The organism is Sphaerisporangium melleum (assembly GCF_014646695.1).
Taxonomy (GTDB): Bacteria; Actinomycetota; Actinomycetes; order Streptosporangiales; family Streptosporangiaceae; genus Sphaerisporangium; species Sphaerisporangium melleum.
In genome coordinates this window covers 193,654-208,387 of record NZ_BMNT01000005.1, presented here as the reverse complement: position 1 = coordinate 208,387, position 14,734 = coordinate 193,654, and the positions used below count along the sequence as shown (strand labels likewise).

The 14,734-nt window shown below is 71.8% G+C and carries 15 protein-coding genes; 8 read left to right on the top strand and 7 right to left on the bottom strand.

Translation table 11 applies throughout. The features are described 5' to 3' along the window. Positions 1–18: 18 nt before the first annotated feature. Positions 19–2,424, bottom strand: coding sequence for an RNA polymerase sigma factor (locus IEY93_RS06245; RefSeq protein WP_189161992.1), 2,406 nt, complete (start codon positions 2,422–2,424; stop codon positions 19–21). A 372-nt stretch (positions 2,425–2,796) separates the two neighbouring features. Between IEY93_RS06245 and IEY93_RS06240 the strand changes: the two genes are divergently transcribed. The 4 genes from IEY93_RS06240 to IEY93_RS06225 are packed head-to-tail and all read left to right on the top strand — an operon-like array spanning position 2,797 to position 6,336. Continuing rightward, positions 2,797–4,053 (top strand): ABC transporter ATP-binding protein, encoded by a 1,257-nt coding sequence (locus IEY93_RS06240; protein ID WP_189161991.1) that lies wholly within the window; start codon positions 2,797–2,799, stop codon positions 4,051–4,053. After that, the gene (locus IEY93_RS06235; RefSeq protein WP_189161990.1) at positions 4,046–4,708 is read left to right on the top strand and encodes an ABC transporter permease; all 663 of its coding nucleotides are present in this window, start codon (positions 4,046–4,048) and stop codon (positions 4,706–4,708) included. Before IEY93_RS06240 ends, IEY93_RS06235 begins: the two co-directional genes overlap by 8 nt. Next, positions 4,705–5,376 carry an ABC transporter permease gene (locus IEY93_RS06230; RefSeq protein WP_189161989.1) on the top strand — a complete coding sequence of 224 codons (672 nt, stop codon included), beginning with the start codon at positions 4,705–4,707 and terminating at the stop codon, positions 5,374–5,376. The genes IEY93_RS06235 and IEY93_RS06230 overlap by 4 nt, the downstream gene beginning before the upstream one ends. Before the next feature lie 39 nt (positions 5,377–5,415). Further along, positions 5,416–6,336, top strand: a complete 921-nt coding sequence (locus IEY93_RS06225) for an ABC transporter substrate-binding protein (RefSeq protein WP_189161988.1) — start codon at positions 5,416–5,418, stop codon at positions 6,334–6,336. Between the two features lie 306 nt (positions 6,337–6,642). Here the strand turns inward: IEY93_RS06225 and IEY93_RS06220 are convergent, their stop codons facing one another. Then, positions 6,643–6,867 carry a hypothetical protein gene (locus IEY93_RS06220; RefSeq protein WP_189161987.1) on the bottom strand — a complete coding sequence of 75 codons (225 nt, stop codon included), beginning with the start codon at positions 6,865–6,867 and terminating at the stop codon, positions 6,643–6,645. A gap of 254 nt (positions 6,868–7,121) precedes the next feature. Beyond that, positions 7,122–8,129 carry a zinc-binding alcohol dehydrogenase family protein gene (locus IEY93_RS06215; protein ID WP_189161986.1) on the bottom strand — a complete coding sequence of 336 codons (1,008 nt, stop codon included), beginning with the start codon at positions 8,127–8,129 and terminating at the stop codon, positions 7,122–7,124. Between the two features lie 130 nt (positions 8,130–8,259). On the opposite strand from IEY93_RS06215, the gene IEY93_RS06210 reads away from it, so the two are divergent. Further along, entirely contained in the window at positions 8,260–8,739 is a 480-nt protein-coding gene (locus tag IEY93_RS06210) for a flavin reductase family protein (RefSeq protein ID WP_189161985.1), read from the top strand. On the opposite strand, the gene IEY93_RS06205 is transcribed toward IEY93_RS06210, so the two are convergent. Next, positions 8,721–10,190, bottom strand: a complete 1,470-nt coding sequence (locus IEY93_RS06205) for an MFS transporter (RefSeq protein WP_189161984.1) — start codon at positions 10,188–10,190, stop codon at positions 8,721–8,723. The genes IEY93_RS06210 and IEY93_RS06205 overlap by 19 nt on opposite strands. A 100-nt stretch (positions 10,191–10,290) precedes the next feature. Next, entirely contained in the window at positions 10,291–10,779 is a 489-nt protein-coding gene (locus IEY93_RS06200; protein ID WP_189161983.1) for a MarR family winged helix-turn-helix transcriptional regulator, read from the bottom strand. Between the two features lie 147 nt (positions 10,780–10,926). Here IEY93_RS06200 and IEY93_RS06195 point away from each other — a divergent pair, with 147 nt between their 5' ends. Further along, positions 10,927–11,511, top strand: a complete 585-nt coding sequence (locus IEY93_RS06195) for an RrF2 family transcriptional regulator (RefSeq protein ID WP_189161982.1) — start codon at positions 10,927–10,929, stop codon at positions 11,509–11,511. Positions 11,512–11,617: 106 nt separating this feature from the next. Continuing rightward, positions 11,618–12,085, top strand: coding sequence for a carboxymuconolactone decarboxylase family protein (locus IEY93_RS06190; protein ID WP_189161981.1), 468 nt, complete (start codon positions 11,618–11,620; stop codon positions 12,083–12,085). A gap of 192 nt (positions 12,086–12,277) precedes the next feature. Here IEY93_RS06190 and IEY93_RS06185 read toward each other — a convergent pair whose 3' ends face one another. Beyond that, positions 12,278–12,751, bottom strand: coding sequence for a MarR family winged helix-turn-helix transcriptional regulator (locus IEY93_RS06185; RefSeq protein WP_189161980.1), 474 nt, complete (start codon positions 12,749–12,751; stop codon positions 12,278–12,280). A 58-nt stretch (positions 12,752–12,809) separates the two neighbouring features. Between IEY93_RS06185 and IEY93_RS06180 the strand changes: the two genes are divergently transcribed. Beyond that, the gene (locus IEY93_RS06180) at positions 12,810–13,223 is read left to right on the top strand and encodes a cupin domain-containing protein (RefSeq protein WP_189161979.1); all 414 of its coding nucleotides are present in this window, start codon (positions 12,810–12,812) and stop codon (positions 13,221–13,223) included. Positions 13,224–13,311: 88 nt separating this feature from the next. Here IEY93_RS06180 and sppA read toward each other — a convergent pair. Then, a partial coding sequence (sppA, locus tag IEY93_RS06175) for a signal peptide peptidase SppA (RefSeq protein ID WP_229690901.1) occupies positions 13,312–14,734 on the bottom strand: 1,423 nt, incomplete at its 5' end.

Sequence of the window (14,734 nt, the reverse complement as noted above, 5' to 3'; positions counted from 1 at the left end):
GCTGCGGTGGCCCGCCGATCAGGGGGTGACGATCGTGGGGATGGTGAAGAAGACGAGCATCGCGATGGCGATGCACAGGAGCAGGCCGCCCAGTTCCCAGAGCCAGTCGAAGTGATGCTCGCCGATCTTGATGGGCTTTATCCGGTCGTGCCGCCGTGGCCGCCTCGCGGGCTTGGCCGCATCGGACTCCTTGTCCGGGGTGGCGGCGGTCTCGGACCGTTCGGCCGTCGCCGTGGCGTTGGGAGCGGAGGTTTCCCCCGGGGTGGTGCCGTCCACCGCGACGGAGAGAAGGGCTTCTACCGAACCCGTGGCCTCGACCCGGCCGGTGGCCTCGGTCAGGGCGGCGGCCTCGGCGGGCGCGGTGGTTTCGGCCGTACGGGCACTGCCGGGCTCGGACGTGCGAGTGCCGCCGGGCTCGGGGGTGCTCGCCGTGCCGGGAGGCGTGCCGGTGTCGGACGTGGCGCTCGCCGCGAATGTGGCGGTGGGTTCGGACATGAGCGCGGACGCCGTACCGGGTGCCGGCGAGGTCGTCTCGGGTGCCGGTGTGGTCGCGGAGATCACCGGGATCTCGACCGTGGCGGGCCCGTCGCCGGCCTCGTTGTCCGAAGTCCCGGCCGTCGAGCCCCAGTTGGGCGGCGGGCTCGCCGGTGACGCCGACACGGTGGCGGAGGTGAACGTGGCCGGTGAGGTGCCCTCAGCCGGTGTGGCCGGGGCAGTGACCGGAGCCGCTGTGGCCGGCGGATCGCCCTGGACGGGTGCGGCCGGTGCACTGGTCGGGGCCGCCGTCGCGGTCGGAGCGGTCGTACGGCGGAGCAGTGCCCGGATGACGGCACGCAGCCTGGTGGCGAGACCCCCGCCGTCCGCAGGCGGCGTCGCGGGCATGGACGTCATCGCCGGAGCCGTGACCTGGCCGTCCGGCACGGCCGTGGGATCGGCCGGAGCCGGCGTCTCGCCGGGCGCCGAGGTTCGTTCCGTGACCAGGGGCGCGCGGCGGTGGTTCCCGGCGGCGTGCGTCGGGTGGTGGGACGCCGTCTGGGCCGGGAGCGCGTTGGAGGCGGGCCCCGCGTGGCGGGCCGGAGGTGCGGCGGAGGCCGGCTCCGGCAGGTGAACGGGTGCGGCAACCGGGGATGTCCCCCGGTCTGCGGACACCGGGACCGAAGGCGCCGCCGGGCCGATGGACGCGGAGGCCGGGGGCGTCACCCGATCGGTGGACTCGACATGGATAGCCGGGGGAGGCGCCGTCGGATCGGAGGTCGCGGGGGCGGAGCGGAAGGTGCGTTGCAGGGTGGGCCACTGCCCGGTCGCCAGGGCTCTGCTGAACGGTGACCCCTTCTCGGCGCCGGCCGCCGGACCCCCCTGCCGCGGCTCCTGGGACCTCTGCCCCGCGCGACCCTCCTGATGGGACCGCTCACGACCTTCCTCGCGGGTTTCCTCGCGACCTTCCGCACGCGCGTGCGTGAGATCGTTCTGGGATCGCGCGGGGCCTTCCGCGCGGGCCTGCGGCGAGGTGTCCTGAGGGGTTCGCGGAAGGCCGTCCTGAGCGGGCCGCGGGGGAGCTTGCCGGCTGGACGCCGTGGTGGGCGGCACCTGGCGGGAGCCCGAGGGCGCGCGATGCGAGGCGCCGCGGAGCCTGGGCATCGGCTCGGTGGTGGCCTCGTGCCCGGACCTGCGACCGGCGGGCGGCGGAGTGAGCTCATCGGCCGGGACGACGACGGTGTTGGTGACCGGGTTCGGCTCGGCGAGGGGCAGCGGCCAGCGCGGCGTGGTGGGCCACCGTTTCTGCTGCGCGGTCGCGGCCGGGTCGGCCGCCGCGTCCGCCTCCTCATCGGGGATCGCGGCCAGGATGCGGGTGCGCAGGGCTGCCGGGGGCGTGTGCCAGGGCAGCCGGGCCAGGGCGTCCTCGGCCGGCGCCACGACGAGTACGTCGTACTCCGTGGCCAGCCGCGGGCTGAGCGCGGGCGTCCGGGCGGAGGTCACGGTGGCGGCGAGCGACCGGCCGAACCGGTGCCGGGCGCTGATCATGAGCTGTTCGGCGGTGTCGGCCGCGACGTCCAGGACCCAGGCCAGTTCCACCGTGTCCAGCCCGCAGACCGCGGAGAGCAGGAGGACCTCGCGCTGGTGCGGGCGTACCTCGCGCATCACCCGTTCGACCAGCGCTGCCGCCGGATCGGCGGCCGGGTCGACCCTGGGGAGGGCATAGGCGACGTCGCGTCGGTAGATCTCGCGGCGGGCGAGGGCGTACAGGGCGGCACGCGGGGGCTCGATGGCCGGGACGCCCGCGAACACGGCGGCCAGGGCATTGCCCGCCGATGTGGTGTCACCGAGCTGGTCGTGGCAGTACGCGAACAGCCTGGCGGCGTGACAGTCGTAGAGCTCGGCGACCAGCTCGGCCCGAGGGCGGCGATCGATGAGCGAAGGGGTCACGGCCGGATCCTCTGGAATTCTCGTGCGGGTTCGGGGGGTTGCGTGTGACTGAGGAGGATAGAGGGAGCTCGGGAGCCAATCATGTCAAGGCCCTCCAGGGGCCGCACCAACCGATGCCACTTTGATAGATATCGCGAAAGTACCAAGCAGAAGCCCGCGCACGCTGGGCGTTCCCTGTTTTCCGCTATGTCTGGAAGGCAGAGGTTCGGCGTGTTCCGTGGCGATTCCCCATACTCTGAGTGGGGAAAGCGCGACTGGACCCGCGGCGGGGCCGTCACCTACCGTGGGGGGCTGCCGAGGGGGCGGTGGCCGCGCGCAGCCGACTCGACGATTCCGGGCCCGGGGGTCCGGCCGACAAGCACGAGGTCGTGCGTGATCACATTTGAGGGTGTCACCAAGCGCTACGGCGACGGGACGGTGGCCGTCGACAATCTCAGCCTGCGGGTCCCCACCGGGGCCGTCACCGTCTTCGTCGGCCCGTCGGGATGCGGCAAGACGACATCGCTCCGGATGATCAACCGCATGATCGAGGCCAGCTCCGGGCGCATCCTGCTCGACGGCCGGGACGTCCGCGAGATCGACCCGCCGACCCTGCGCCGCGGCATCGGCTACGTCATCCAGCAGGCCGGCCTGTTCCCGCACCGCAAGATCGTGGACAACGTCGCCACCGTGCCGTACCTGCTGGGATGGGACAAGAAGAAGGCGCGTGCCCGCGCGATGGAACTGCTCGAACGCGTCGGGCTGGACACCAAGCTGGCCGGGCGATACCCGTTCCAGCTCTCCGGAGGCCAGCAGCAGCGCGTCGGAGTGGCGCGAGCCCTCGCTGCCGACCCGCCGGTGCTGCTGATGGACGAGCCGTTCAGCGCGGTGGACCCGGTCGTGCGCACCAGCCTGCAGGACGAACTGCTCCGGCTCCAGGCCGAGCTGCACAAGACCATCGTCTTCGTCACGCACGACATCGACGAGGCGATCAAGCTGGGCGACACCGTCGCCGTGCTGCGGGTGGGCGGGCGGCTCGCCCAGATCGCCGACCCCGCCACCCTGCTCTCCCGCCCCGAGGACGACTTCGTCGAGGGCTTCCTCGGCAGAGACCGCGGCATCCGCCGCCTGTCGTTCGTCCCGGCGTCCGGGGTGGCGGTACGGAGCGAGCCGCACGTGCCCGGCTGGAACGTCGTGCTCGACGGCGACGGCCGGCCGCTCGGCTGGCGCCCCGACGACGCGGCCACACCGTCCGGCGCGCCCGTGAACCGGACAGGTTCGCGTGATGGGTCGGCTCCGGCGCCGGACGGCGTGCTGCCGTTCGGGGCGTTCGACCCGGCCAAGGACTCCCTGCGCGCCGCGCTGGACGCCGCGCTGCTCGCGCCGTCCGGTTGCGCGATCGCGGTGGACGGCGCCGGCCGGTTCCAGGGCATCGTGACCCGGGAGGCCCTGGACCGGGCGCTCCTGCAGGCGGGCGGCGCTGAGCCCGCCCGACCGGCCGGGTCGGGCTCCTCCACGCCGCGCGAGGTCGGGGACGAAGCGGGTAACTCCGGTTCCGGCGTTTCAGACAGGTCCTCCGCGACCGGAGGCTCAGACGGGCCCTCCTCATCCCGCGGCCCGGGCGGGGACGGGGCGGCGGCGCATGGGTGAGGAGCCGCTGATCCGCTGGGCGTGGATCGGCCGCAACTGGCCGCAGATCGAGGGCATGCTCGTGGACCACGTCGTGATGGCGCTCGTCCCGGCCCTGCTCGGCCTGCTCGTCGCGCTGCCGCTGGGTCTGGCGAGCGCGCGCTGGCGGGTGCTGTACCAGCCCACGGTGAGCCTGATGAACGTGGTCTACTCGCTGCCGTCGCTCGCCGTGTTCATCGTGCTGATCCCGCTGACCGGCCTGGCCGAGCGCACCACGGTGATCATCCCGCTCACCTTCTACTCCCTGGCCGTGCTGATCCCCGCCGTGGTGGACGGCCTTGAGTCGGTCCCCGACCACGTGCGCCAGTCCGCGGTCGCCATGGGCTTCGGGCCGATGCGGCGGCTGCTGCAGGTGGAGTTGCCCATCGCGGTGCCGGTGGTGCTGGCCGGCCTGCGGGTTGCCACCGTCTCCAGCATCAGCCTGGTCAGCGTCGGCGCGCTGATCGGCCGGGGCGGCCTCGGCTACCTGTTCATCGACGGCTGGCAGCGCCAGTTCCCCACGCCGATCATCGTGGGCATCGTGCTGGTCGTGGTGCTGGCCGTGCTCGCCGACGGGCTGCTCGTGCTCGCGCAGCGCCTGCTCACCCCGTGGGCCCGCGCCAGGAGGACCGCGTGAACTGGCTGATCGACTTCTTCGGCGACCCGGCGAACTGGTCGGGGCCCGATGGCATCCCGGTCCGGCTTCTGGAGCACGTGGAGTTCTCGGCGGTGGCGCTGCTGCTGTCGATGCTCGTCGCGATCCCGCTCGGCCTGCTCATCGGGCACACCGGGCGTGGTGCCGTGCTCGTGGTGATCGCCGCCAACGCCGCCCGCGCACTGCCCACCCTCGGGCTGGTGGTGCTGATCGTGCTGCTCGTCGGCGTCGGAACGACCTGGCCGGTGCTGGTGCCGCTGGTCGCGCTCGCCGTCCCGCCGATCCTGGTCAACACCTACGAGGGCGTCCGCGGCGTGGACGAGGACCTGCGCGACGCGGCGTACGGCATGGGCCTGCGCGGCGGGCAGGTGCTGTTCCGGGTGCAGGTGCCGGTGGCGATGCCACTGATCCTGCTCGGCCTGCGGATCGCGGCGATCCAGGTGGTGGCGACGGCCACCGTCGCCGCGTACGTCGGGCTCGGCGGGCTCGGCCGCTACATCATCGACGGGCTGGCCACCAAGGACTTCCCCAGCACGATCGGGGGAGCGGTCCTCGTGGCCCTGCTCGCCCTGGCCGTGCAGCTCTGTTTCACGTTGCTGCAGCGCGTGCTGGTCTCACCTGGGGTGAGCCGGCGTACGCGACTTCGGTAACCTGATTTTCCTCCCGATTTTGAAGGGATATATGTACTGATGAGACGATTCATCGCCACCGCGGCGGTCGCGCTGACCGCGGTGCTGACCTTGGGCGCCTGCGGGGGCGGCGACCCGCTGAGCGAACCCACCAACGCGGCGCCGAGCGCCTCCGGATCGGCGTCGAGCGGCGGCGCGAAGGTCGTCGTCGGCTCGGCCAACTTCCCGGAGAACGTCCTGCTCGCCTCGATCTACTCCCAGGCCCTCCAGGCCAAGGGCGTGCAGGTGGAGGAGAAGTTCAACATCGGCAGCCGCGAGGTGCTCTTCGACCAGATCAAGAGCGGCGGGCTGACGATCCTCCCCGAGTACAACGGTGGCCTGCTCAGCTTCCTCGACCAGAAGAGCACCGCGGCCACCAAGGACGAGGTGAACACCGAGCTCAAGAGCAAGCTGCCCGCCGAGCTGGAGATCCTGGACTCGGCGGCGGCCGAGGACAAGGACTCGCTGTCGGTCACCAAGGAGACCGCCGCCAAGGACGGCCTGACCTCCATCGAGGACCTTTCCAAGGTCGCCAAGGACTTCGTGGTGGGCGGTCCGCCGGAGTTCAAGAAGCGTCGTGAGGCTCAGTTCAAGGACGTCTACGGCCTGACCTTCAAGGAGTGGAAGTCGACCGGCGACACCACTGCGGACGCCATCAAGAGCGGCGCCGTGCAGGCGGGCAACGTGTTCACCACCGACCCCAAGATCCTGATCAACGGCCTGGTGCCGCTGCAGGACCCGAAGGGCATGTTCGGCGCGCAGAACGTCACCCCGCTGGTCAACAAGGCCGGTGTCGACGACACCGTCCGGACGACGCTGAACGCCATCTCCGCCAAGCTGGACACCACCATGCTGGTGGACATGATGAAGCGGGTCGCCGTCGACAAGGAGGACCCGCCGGCGGTCGCCAAGGACTGGCTCACCCAGAACGGCCTGTCCTGACCCACCCGGCCCACCGTCGGTAGCGACGGCGAGCCGGAGTTCCGTCCAGACGAGAACGCCGGCACGAAACCACCCGAGATCCGCCTTCCATCCGGAGGGCGGCTCTCGGCCGTGCCGGACATTTCGCACTCGGGGGCAGCGACAGGTCTTCTCGGGGAGGGCGCGCGGTTGGGGTGCCTTGGTGACACGCGGGCCGATGCCGTCCCGCGTGACCATCCGGCTGCACGACTCACGTGCTGGTGCAGGCCGGGCCGCATAAGCGATCAGTCCGTTACATCAGTATCGTGAAGCAACCGGTCCGGGCGTTCACCGTGCGGGACGGGCCACGCCGTATTGCTCCACGATCTGGTCGACCGCCCGCTCGCAGGCCAGCCAACGGCCACCGGCGGCGCGAACCCCGGTGACCGGGGGTTCAGGGCACTTCTCGCCGGGACGTATCTCGCCGTGCCAGGTGCAGCGCCCCTCGCGGGCGGAAACACTACCGGGGGCGAAGTTCGCCCTATCGGTGGTCATCCACTCGACTTCTGCCATGCCGGGACCTTATCGCCATTCGACATCACACGAAATACTCGCACATTGTCCGATGCCTGGCGGCGATCGATGGTAGCGGACCATTTGGCCGAAGATGCAGGACGCCTCGTCGGCTTCCCCCGATCACATGTCTTGAATTGTGGGGCAAATGGCGCGCTTTATGGTGAATTTTGCCTCCAGGTCCTCCAGGTCCTCCAGGTGTTCGCCGTGGAGGACCTTTCCGCTCGGCGGCGCCGCCCGGGGTGGTCAGGCGGTCAGAAGCCGGTGAGGACCACCTTGCCGATTGTGCGGCCGCTTTCCAGAATTTCGTGGGCCTTGCGGAGGGTGGCGGCCTCGATCGGGGACAGTTCGGTGGTGAGGGTCGTGCGCAGGGTGCCCGCGTCGATGAGCTCGGCGACCTTCTCCAGCAGGTCGTGCTGGGCGATCATGTCGTCGGTCTGGAAGATCGGCCGGGTGAACATCAGCTCCCAGTGGAAGGCGATGCTCTTCGCCTTCAGCGGCAGCAGTTCCAGGCCCTCGGGCTCGTCGATCGCGGTGATCTGCCCGCCCGGCCGCAGCAGTTCGGCGTACGCCTCGATCTGGCCGTCGGTCTTGGGGGAGAACACGTAGTCCACCCCCTGCGGTGCCACGGCTCGCACGCTCGCGACCAGGTCGTGGTGGTCGGCCACCTCGTGGGCGCCCATCTTCCTGACCCACTCCTGCGACTCCGGCCGCGAGGCGGTGCCGATGACGGTCAGGCCGGTCAGCGCGCGGGCGAGCTGGACGACCATCGAGCCGACGCCGCCGGCCGCGCCGAGCACGAGCAGCGTTCCGGTGCTGCCGGGGTCCAGCCGGAACCGGTCGAACAGCGTCTCCCAGGCGGTGATGGTGGTGAGCGGCAGCGCCGCTGCCTCGGCGAAGCCGAGCGTCCGGGGCTTGTGGCCGGCGATGCGCTCGTCCACGGCGTGGTAGCGCGAGTTGGCGCCAGGGCGGGTGATCGAGCCGGCGTAGTACACCTCGTCGCCCACCTCGAACAGCGTCACCTCCGGGCCGACGGCGGTGACGACCCCGGCGGCGTCCCAGCCGAGCACCTTCGGCGTGCCGCCGGGATCGTCGCCCTTGCGGACCTTGGTGTCCACCGGGTTCACCGAGACGGCCTCGACGCGTACGAGCAGATCACGCGGGCCGGGCTCGGGGACGGGCAGCTCGACGTCCTCCAGAGCGGCGGGGTCGGAAACGGGAAGCGACTTGCGGTAGGCGACCGCACGCATGGTCTCTGTCATGCCTTCGACGTTAGGCAACGCGGGCCGCTCCCGTGTGAGCGGGCCTGTCCTACCCGGGACCCTGATCTCGTTGCGGGGATCGTCGCCCGCCCGGAGAGGGCGCGGCGCGATCGGTGGTAGGAGTGGGCCCATGAACGAGTTCGTGGAGGCGATGCGGCAACTGGCCGCGGGGGTCGTCGTGGTGACCGTGCAGGACGAGCGGGACGACATCGGCACGACGGTGACCACGTTCACCTCCCTGTCCACCGACCCGCCGATGGTGCTGCTCAGCCTCGCCTCCTCGGGATACCTGTGCGAGGTGCTGCTGCGCCAGGACCGCTGGGCGGCGACCCTGCTGTCCGGCGGCCAGGCCGTGGTGGCCAGCCGGTTCGCCACCCCGGGCCGGCCCAGCGCCCGCCTGCTGCTCGCCGGGACGCCGCACCACCGGGGCCCGGACACCGGGGCGTTCGTCATCGACGGCGGCGTGGCCGCGCTGGAGGCCGAGACGGCCCGGGTGATCCCGGGCGGGGACCACACGCTCTTCCTCGCCCAGGTGGTGAACGTCGACTACGTCACCGCGTCGCTCCCGCCGCTGGTACGGATGCGCGGCCGCTACCGCGCGGTCACCTGACCGTCACCGGTGGGGCGGCGCAGGACGAGGAGGGCGACCACGAAGGAGGCCACCAGCAGGGCCGCCCCGGTGGCGTAGGCCAGGTGGTACCCGCCGGTCAGCGCGGCGGCCTCCGCCACGCCGCGCGCCGTCAGGGCCTCGGTGCGGCCGGCCGCGAGGGTGGACAGCACGGCGACGCCGAGCGCCATCCCGATCTGCTGGGTGGTGGTGAACAGCCCGGAGACCAGCCCGGCGTCGTCCGGCCCGGCGCCGGACATGCCGAGCGTGGTCAGCGCGGGGAGGGCGAGGCCGAACCCGGCGCCGAGCAGCATGGGGGGCAGCAGGTCGGTGACGTAGTCCGCCTGCACCGGAACGCGGGCCAGCAACGCGAGGGTGCCGACGAGCGGGACGAGGCCCGCCAGCAGGACCGCGCGCGGGCCGAAGCGGGCGATCAGCCGGGCGGAGACGCCGAGCGACACCACGCCGATCGCGGTGGCCGCCGGGAGCAGTGCCAGACCGGTCGCCGTGGCGCCGTACCCGAGGACCCGCTGCAGGTAGAGGGCGGTCAGCACCTGGAAGGAGAACAGCGCGGCCACCATGAGCATCTGCACGAGGTTCGCCCCGGCGACATTGCGCGACCGCAGGATGCGCAACGGCATGATCGGGGTCCGGGCGGTGGCCTGGCGGATGATGAACGCCGCGAGCAGCGCGACGGCGAGTACGGCCCACCAGTAGGCCGACCCCCAGCCGACCTCGCCGGCCCGGACGACGGCGAAGATGCCCAGCATGAGCCCGGCGGTGACCAGGAACGCGCCGGGGACGTCGGCGCCCGCCGCGAGGCCGAGGCCGCGGTCGCGGGGCAGGACGCGCACGGCGACGGCGAGTGCGGCCACGCCGATGGGCAGGTTGATGTAGAAGATCCACTGCCAGCTCAGCGCGTCGGTGAGCAGCCCGCCGAGCACCGAGCCGATCGAGGCGCCGCCGGCTCCGGTGAAGCTGAACACGGCGATCGCCTTGGCGCGTTCGGCGGGCTCGGGGAAGAGCGTGACCAGGATGCCGAGGCCGACCGCGGACGCCATGGCGCTCCCGGCGCCCTGCGCGAAGCGGGCGATGATCAGGATGGCCGGGCCGGTCGCGAGGCCCGCGAGCACCGAGGCGGCGGTGAACACCGCTGTGCCGGCCAGGAACAGGCGGCGCCGGCCGAGGAGGTCGCCGAGCCGTCCGGCCAGCAGCAGCAGGCTGCCGAACGCGATCAGGTAGGCGTTGACGACCCAGGTGAGATCGGCGGGGGAGAAGCCGAGACCGGTCTGGATGGCGGGCATGGCCACGGTGACGATGCTGCCGTCGAGGATCGTCATCAGCGTCGCCGTGGCGATCACTCCGAGCGCGATCCACCGGGAGCGGGACGGTTCTGGGGAGATCGCCGGAGCCGTGCGGCGGCCGGACGGGGTGGGGGTGGAAGTGGGGGACATGCCTGCTCTCCTGTCGGAAAGGAACGACAGGGAAGACCGTAGCAGATAGTTCCGTAATGGACTATCTATCTCGGACGCTGAGAAAGGGATGGCCGCCCGGTCAGCCCGAACGCTGACGGGCCCGCCGGACCGGCTGGGGGTTGTCCGCCGGAGTGGCCAGCAGGCCGGTGACCAGGCGGTTCATCACCCGCAGGAAGACCTCGCGTTCCTCGGGTGACATGTCGCCCAGCACCTCCTCGTGGACGCGGTCCACGATCTGCCGGCTGCGCGCGGCGAGCTTCGCGCCGTCCCCGGTGACGGTGATGACCCGGGCCCGCCGATCTTTGCTGGAGGGCCGGCGTTCGGCCAGGCCTGCCTGTTCCAGGGCGTCCACGGTCACCACCATCGTGGTCTTGTCCATGTCGCCGAGCTCGGCCAGCTCGATCTGGGTGCGCTCCTGTTCCAGGGCGTGGACCAGGACGCAGTGCATGCGCGCCGTGAGCCCCACCTCGGCCAGCGCCGCCGCCATCCGGGTGCGCAGCACGTGACTGGTGTGGTCGAGCAGGTACGACAGGTCGGGGGCGGTGCGCGCGGGGGTCATGGCGGTCATGTCGTCAGCATAACAATTGGGTTCGTAGCGGATCGTCGGTCAGTGTTCGAATGGCACGCTCCCCTCCGCCCTCCGTGCGACATCGTTCTGTGGGCAGGCGGCTCTTCCGGTGGGGGAATCTGGACGTGTAATATCCGGATTGTGCGGATGAGTGAAGGCGTCGAGTGGGCGGTGCACTGCTGCCTGACCCTGGCCTGGCTGGAGGACGACCGGCCGGTCTCGACGGCACGGCTGGCGGCGGGGTACGAACTGCCGCCCGCCTACCTCAACAAGCAGCTCCAGGCGCTGGCCAAGGCGGGCATCCTCACCTCCACGCCTGGAGTGAAGGGCGGCTTCCGGCTGGCCCGGCCACTGGACAAGATCACACTCATGGACGTCGTGACGGCCATCGAAGGGCCGGACGAGGCGTTCCAGTGTACGGAGATCCGGCAGCGCGGCATGGGAGCCGAAGGGCCGGAGCGGCGGTTCCGGGTGCCGTGCGCGGTGGCGTCCGCCATGCACCGGGCCGAGCTGGCCTGGCGACGGGCCCTGGCGGCACAGACGCTCGCCGATGTGCGGGCGGAGGCCGAGGGGCACGTGCCGGGGCTGGGGGAGGGCATCCAGCGTTGGTACGGGCGCGGCGCGTCCACGCCTTCGCCGGCCGCCCCCGCCGGGTCGGCGTCCGCGGCTTCCCGGCGGCCGAGGGCTTCCCGGACGTCCGGGGCTTCCGGGGCGCCTCCGGCGACCGGTTGATCATCCGCGGCGGTGGGACCCACCTCCGGGCCGGTCACAAAACTGGACAAGAAATATCCTGAATTTTGCCCCGGGTCGACGGGGCCGGAGCGAATCGGAGAGACACATGCAGGCACGGATGGACGACTTCGCCAAGGTCGCGGCCGAGGGCTACCGCGGCATGCTCACCGTGGAGGCGTACGTGCGGCGTACCGGCGTGCCGCACCAGACGCTGGAGCTGGTGAAGATCAGAGTCAGCCAGATCAACGGCTGCGGCTTCTGCGTGGACATGCACTCGCGCGAGGCCAAGAAGGCCGGGGAGACCGACGAGCGGCTGTTCGGGGTCGCGGCCTGGCGCGAGTCGCCGTACTTCACTCCCGAGGAGCGGGCGGCCCTGGCGCTGGCCGAGGCGGCCACCCGCATCGCCGACAACCCCGCGGGCGTGCCCGACGAGGTGTGGGACGAGGCGGCCGACTACTACGACGAGGCCGCCATCGCCGGCCTGGTGATGGCGATCGCCCAGATCAACGCCTGGAACCGCATCAACGTCACCCTCCGCACCCCCGCCGGCGCCCACACCCCCGCCACCGTCTGACCCGCAGACCTTCGGCCCGGCGCGTGTGCAGGTGGGCGGTGCCGGGCCGGGCCACGGGTGAGGGGCCCCGTCCTCGAGCTCCGCTGGGCGTATCAGTGGATGGCTCACGCGCGTCCGGCGGAGCGCCTTCCGGGACGAGTCTGGACGGTCGGTCGTGGCCTCGGCCAGGAGGCGCTCCTCGCGTCTTCGCCGTCAGTCGAGGCCGCCGAACCATCCAGGGATGTCCAGGCGCAGGGCACCGGGCGGGGTGACGGCGCGCAGGTCCGTCTCCAGGGCGCGGAGGCGGTCCTCGCCGAGGGCATGGGCCCAGCGGGCCCGCAGGTCGTCGAAGATGCGGGCCGCCAGGGCGAGGCTCTCGATGCCGCGCTCGGTCAGCCGTACGACCTTGCGCCTGGCGTCGGCCGGGTCGGCGCCGCGCTCCACGTATCCGACGCGCTCCAGCGTGTCGATCGTCTTGCCCGCCGCCTGCTTGGACACGCCCAGCAGGCGGCCCAGCTCGGCGGCGGTGGTGCCGCCCCGGCCGATGGCCTGCATGACGAACCCGTGCATCGGCCGGAGGTCGGGGTGTCCCTGGCGGGCCAGCTCGGCGTGCAGTTCGTCGATCAGGACGCGGAAGCCGAGCAGCAGCCGGAGCGGAAGCTCCCATCCCGGTGGATCAGTTGACACGATGGACAACCTCATTAACTATATAGACAACCACATTGTCTATTATGGGAGATGTTCGATGACCATCATCCGCCGGGACGAGAGCCGTCGTACCGAGACGCCCAACGCCGTCATGACCACCTTCGCCTCGCCCACCCAGGGCGGCACCGGGCTCTCCCTGTGGAAGGTGGACATGCTGCCGGGCCGTTCAGGCCCCGCGCACGCCTTCGACGCCGAGCAGGTCTGGACCCTGCTCTCCGGGGGCGCGACCGTCGAACTCGGCGCCCGGAAGTTCACCATGGGACCGGGGGACACGGTCGTGATGGCCGCCGACGTCCGCAGGCAGGTGACCTCGGACCCGGAGCTGGGCATGACCGCGATCGTCGCCGCCCCGGCCGGTGCCCGGGCGTACCCGTCGGACGGCCCGCTCGAAGTGGCGGCGGCGTGCGCGCTGCCCGACGGGGACAAACTCGCCCCCGCCTGGGTCGTCTGACCCGCGGCCCCTGGGAAGCCGGCACAGACCGAGGTGCATGATCGTTCGTGCGCCATGACGCACGAACGATCATGCGGCTCGGCGTGGGCTACCTGATCGTCCACCAGCCGGGGAGCATGAGGGGGCCGTGCGCGGGCAGGCCCAGCTCGGCGGCCAGGTGGGCCAGCGGCCCCCAGGCCTCCAGCCGCACCTGGGCCAGCGCGGCGGCCTTGTCCTCGCTGGACTCCGGCGGGCGGAGCCGCTCCAGCGGGTGCATGCGCGGGTAGGCCCGCACGGTGGCGTCCTTGGGCAGACCGGCCCGGTCGCGGGCGATGGCCAGAGCGTCCTCCAGGCCGCCCAGCTCGTCGACCAGCCCGTGGGCGTGCGCGTCGGCCCCGGTCCAGACCCGGCCGCGGGCCAGCTCGTGGGCCTGCTCGCGGTCGACTCCCCGGCCCTGCGCGACCTTGCCCACGAAGTCGTCGTAGACGCGGTCGAGCCAGGCGTTGACCCGCTCCCACTGCTGCTCGGAGAAGGCACGGCTGCTGGAGAACATGCCGGAGTTCGCGCCCACGTCGACCGACTCCGAGGTGATGCCCAGGCGTTCGAGCAGGCCACCCAGGGACGGCTTGCCGCCGAACACGCCGATCGAGCCGGTCAGCGTGCCCGGCTGGGCGACGATCACGTCGGCGGCCATCGCGACGAAGTACCCTCCGGACGCCGCGAGATCGCCCATCGACACGACCACCGGCTTGCCCGCCTTGCGGGCCAGCACGACCTCGCGCCAGACGACGTCCGAGGCGACGTACGACCCGCCCGGGCTGTCGACCCGGAAGACGATCGCCTTGACGGCGTCGTCGCGGCGGGCGGCGCGGATCGCGGCCGCGATGGTGTCGGAGCCCATGGCGCCCCCGCCGCCGAGCGGGCTGCGCCCGCTGCGGCCGAGGCGGATCTGCCCGGTGCCGTGGATCAGCGCGACGACCCGCTCGCCCGGGTGCGGGAGCTTCTTGGGCAGCACGCCCTTGGCGTACCGGCCGATGAACAGCAGGTGGTCGCCCTCGTCGCGGACCTCGTCGTACACCTCGTCGCGGTAGGCGAGCCGGTCGACCAGCCCGGCGTGCACCGCTTCGGCCCCGAGGAACGGGCCGCCGTCGATGAGCTCGCGCACCCGCTCGGGGGCCAGCCGCCGCCCCTCGGCGATGCCGGCCACGATCTGCTCGACCACCGAGTCGGCGATGCGGGTGAGGGACTCGCGGTGCGCCTCGGTCATGTGGTCGTGGGTGAAGGTGTTCGCCGCGGTCTTGTACTCGTGCCGCTGGCCGATCTGGTAGTCCACCCCGACCTTGGCCAGCGCGTTCTTGACGAACCGCTGCTCCAGTGAGACGCCGGTCAGCCCGACGTCTCCGGACGGCTGGAGGTAGACCTTCTCGAAGGCGGTGGCCAGGTAGTAGGGCACGGTGCCCGCGCCGAACTCGCCGAAGGTCTCGGCGAACGCCACCGTCAGCTTGCCCGCCGCCCGGAACCGCACGACGGCG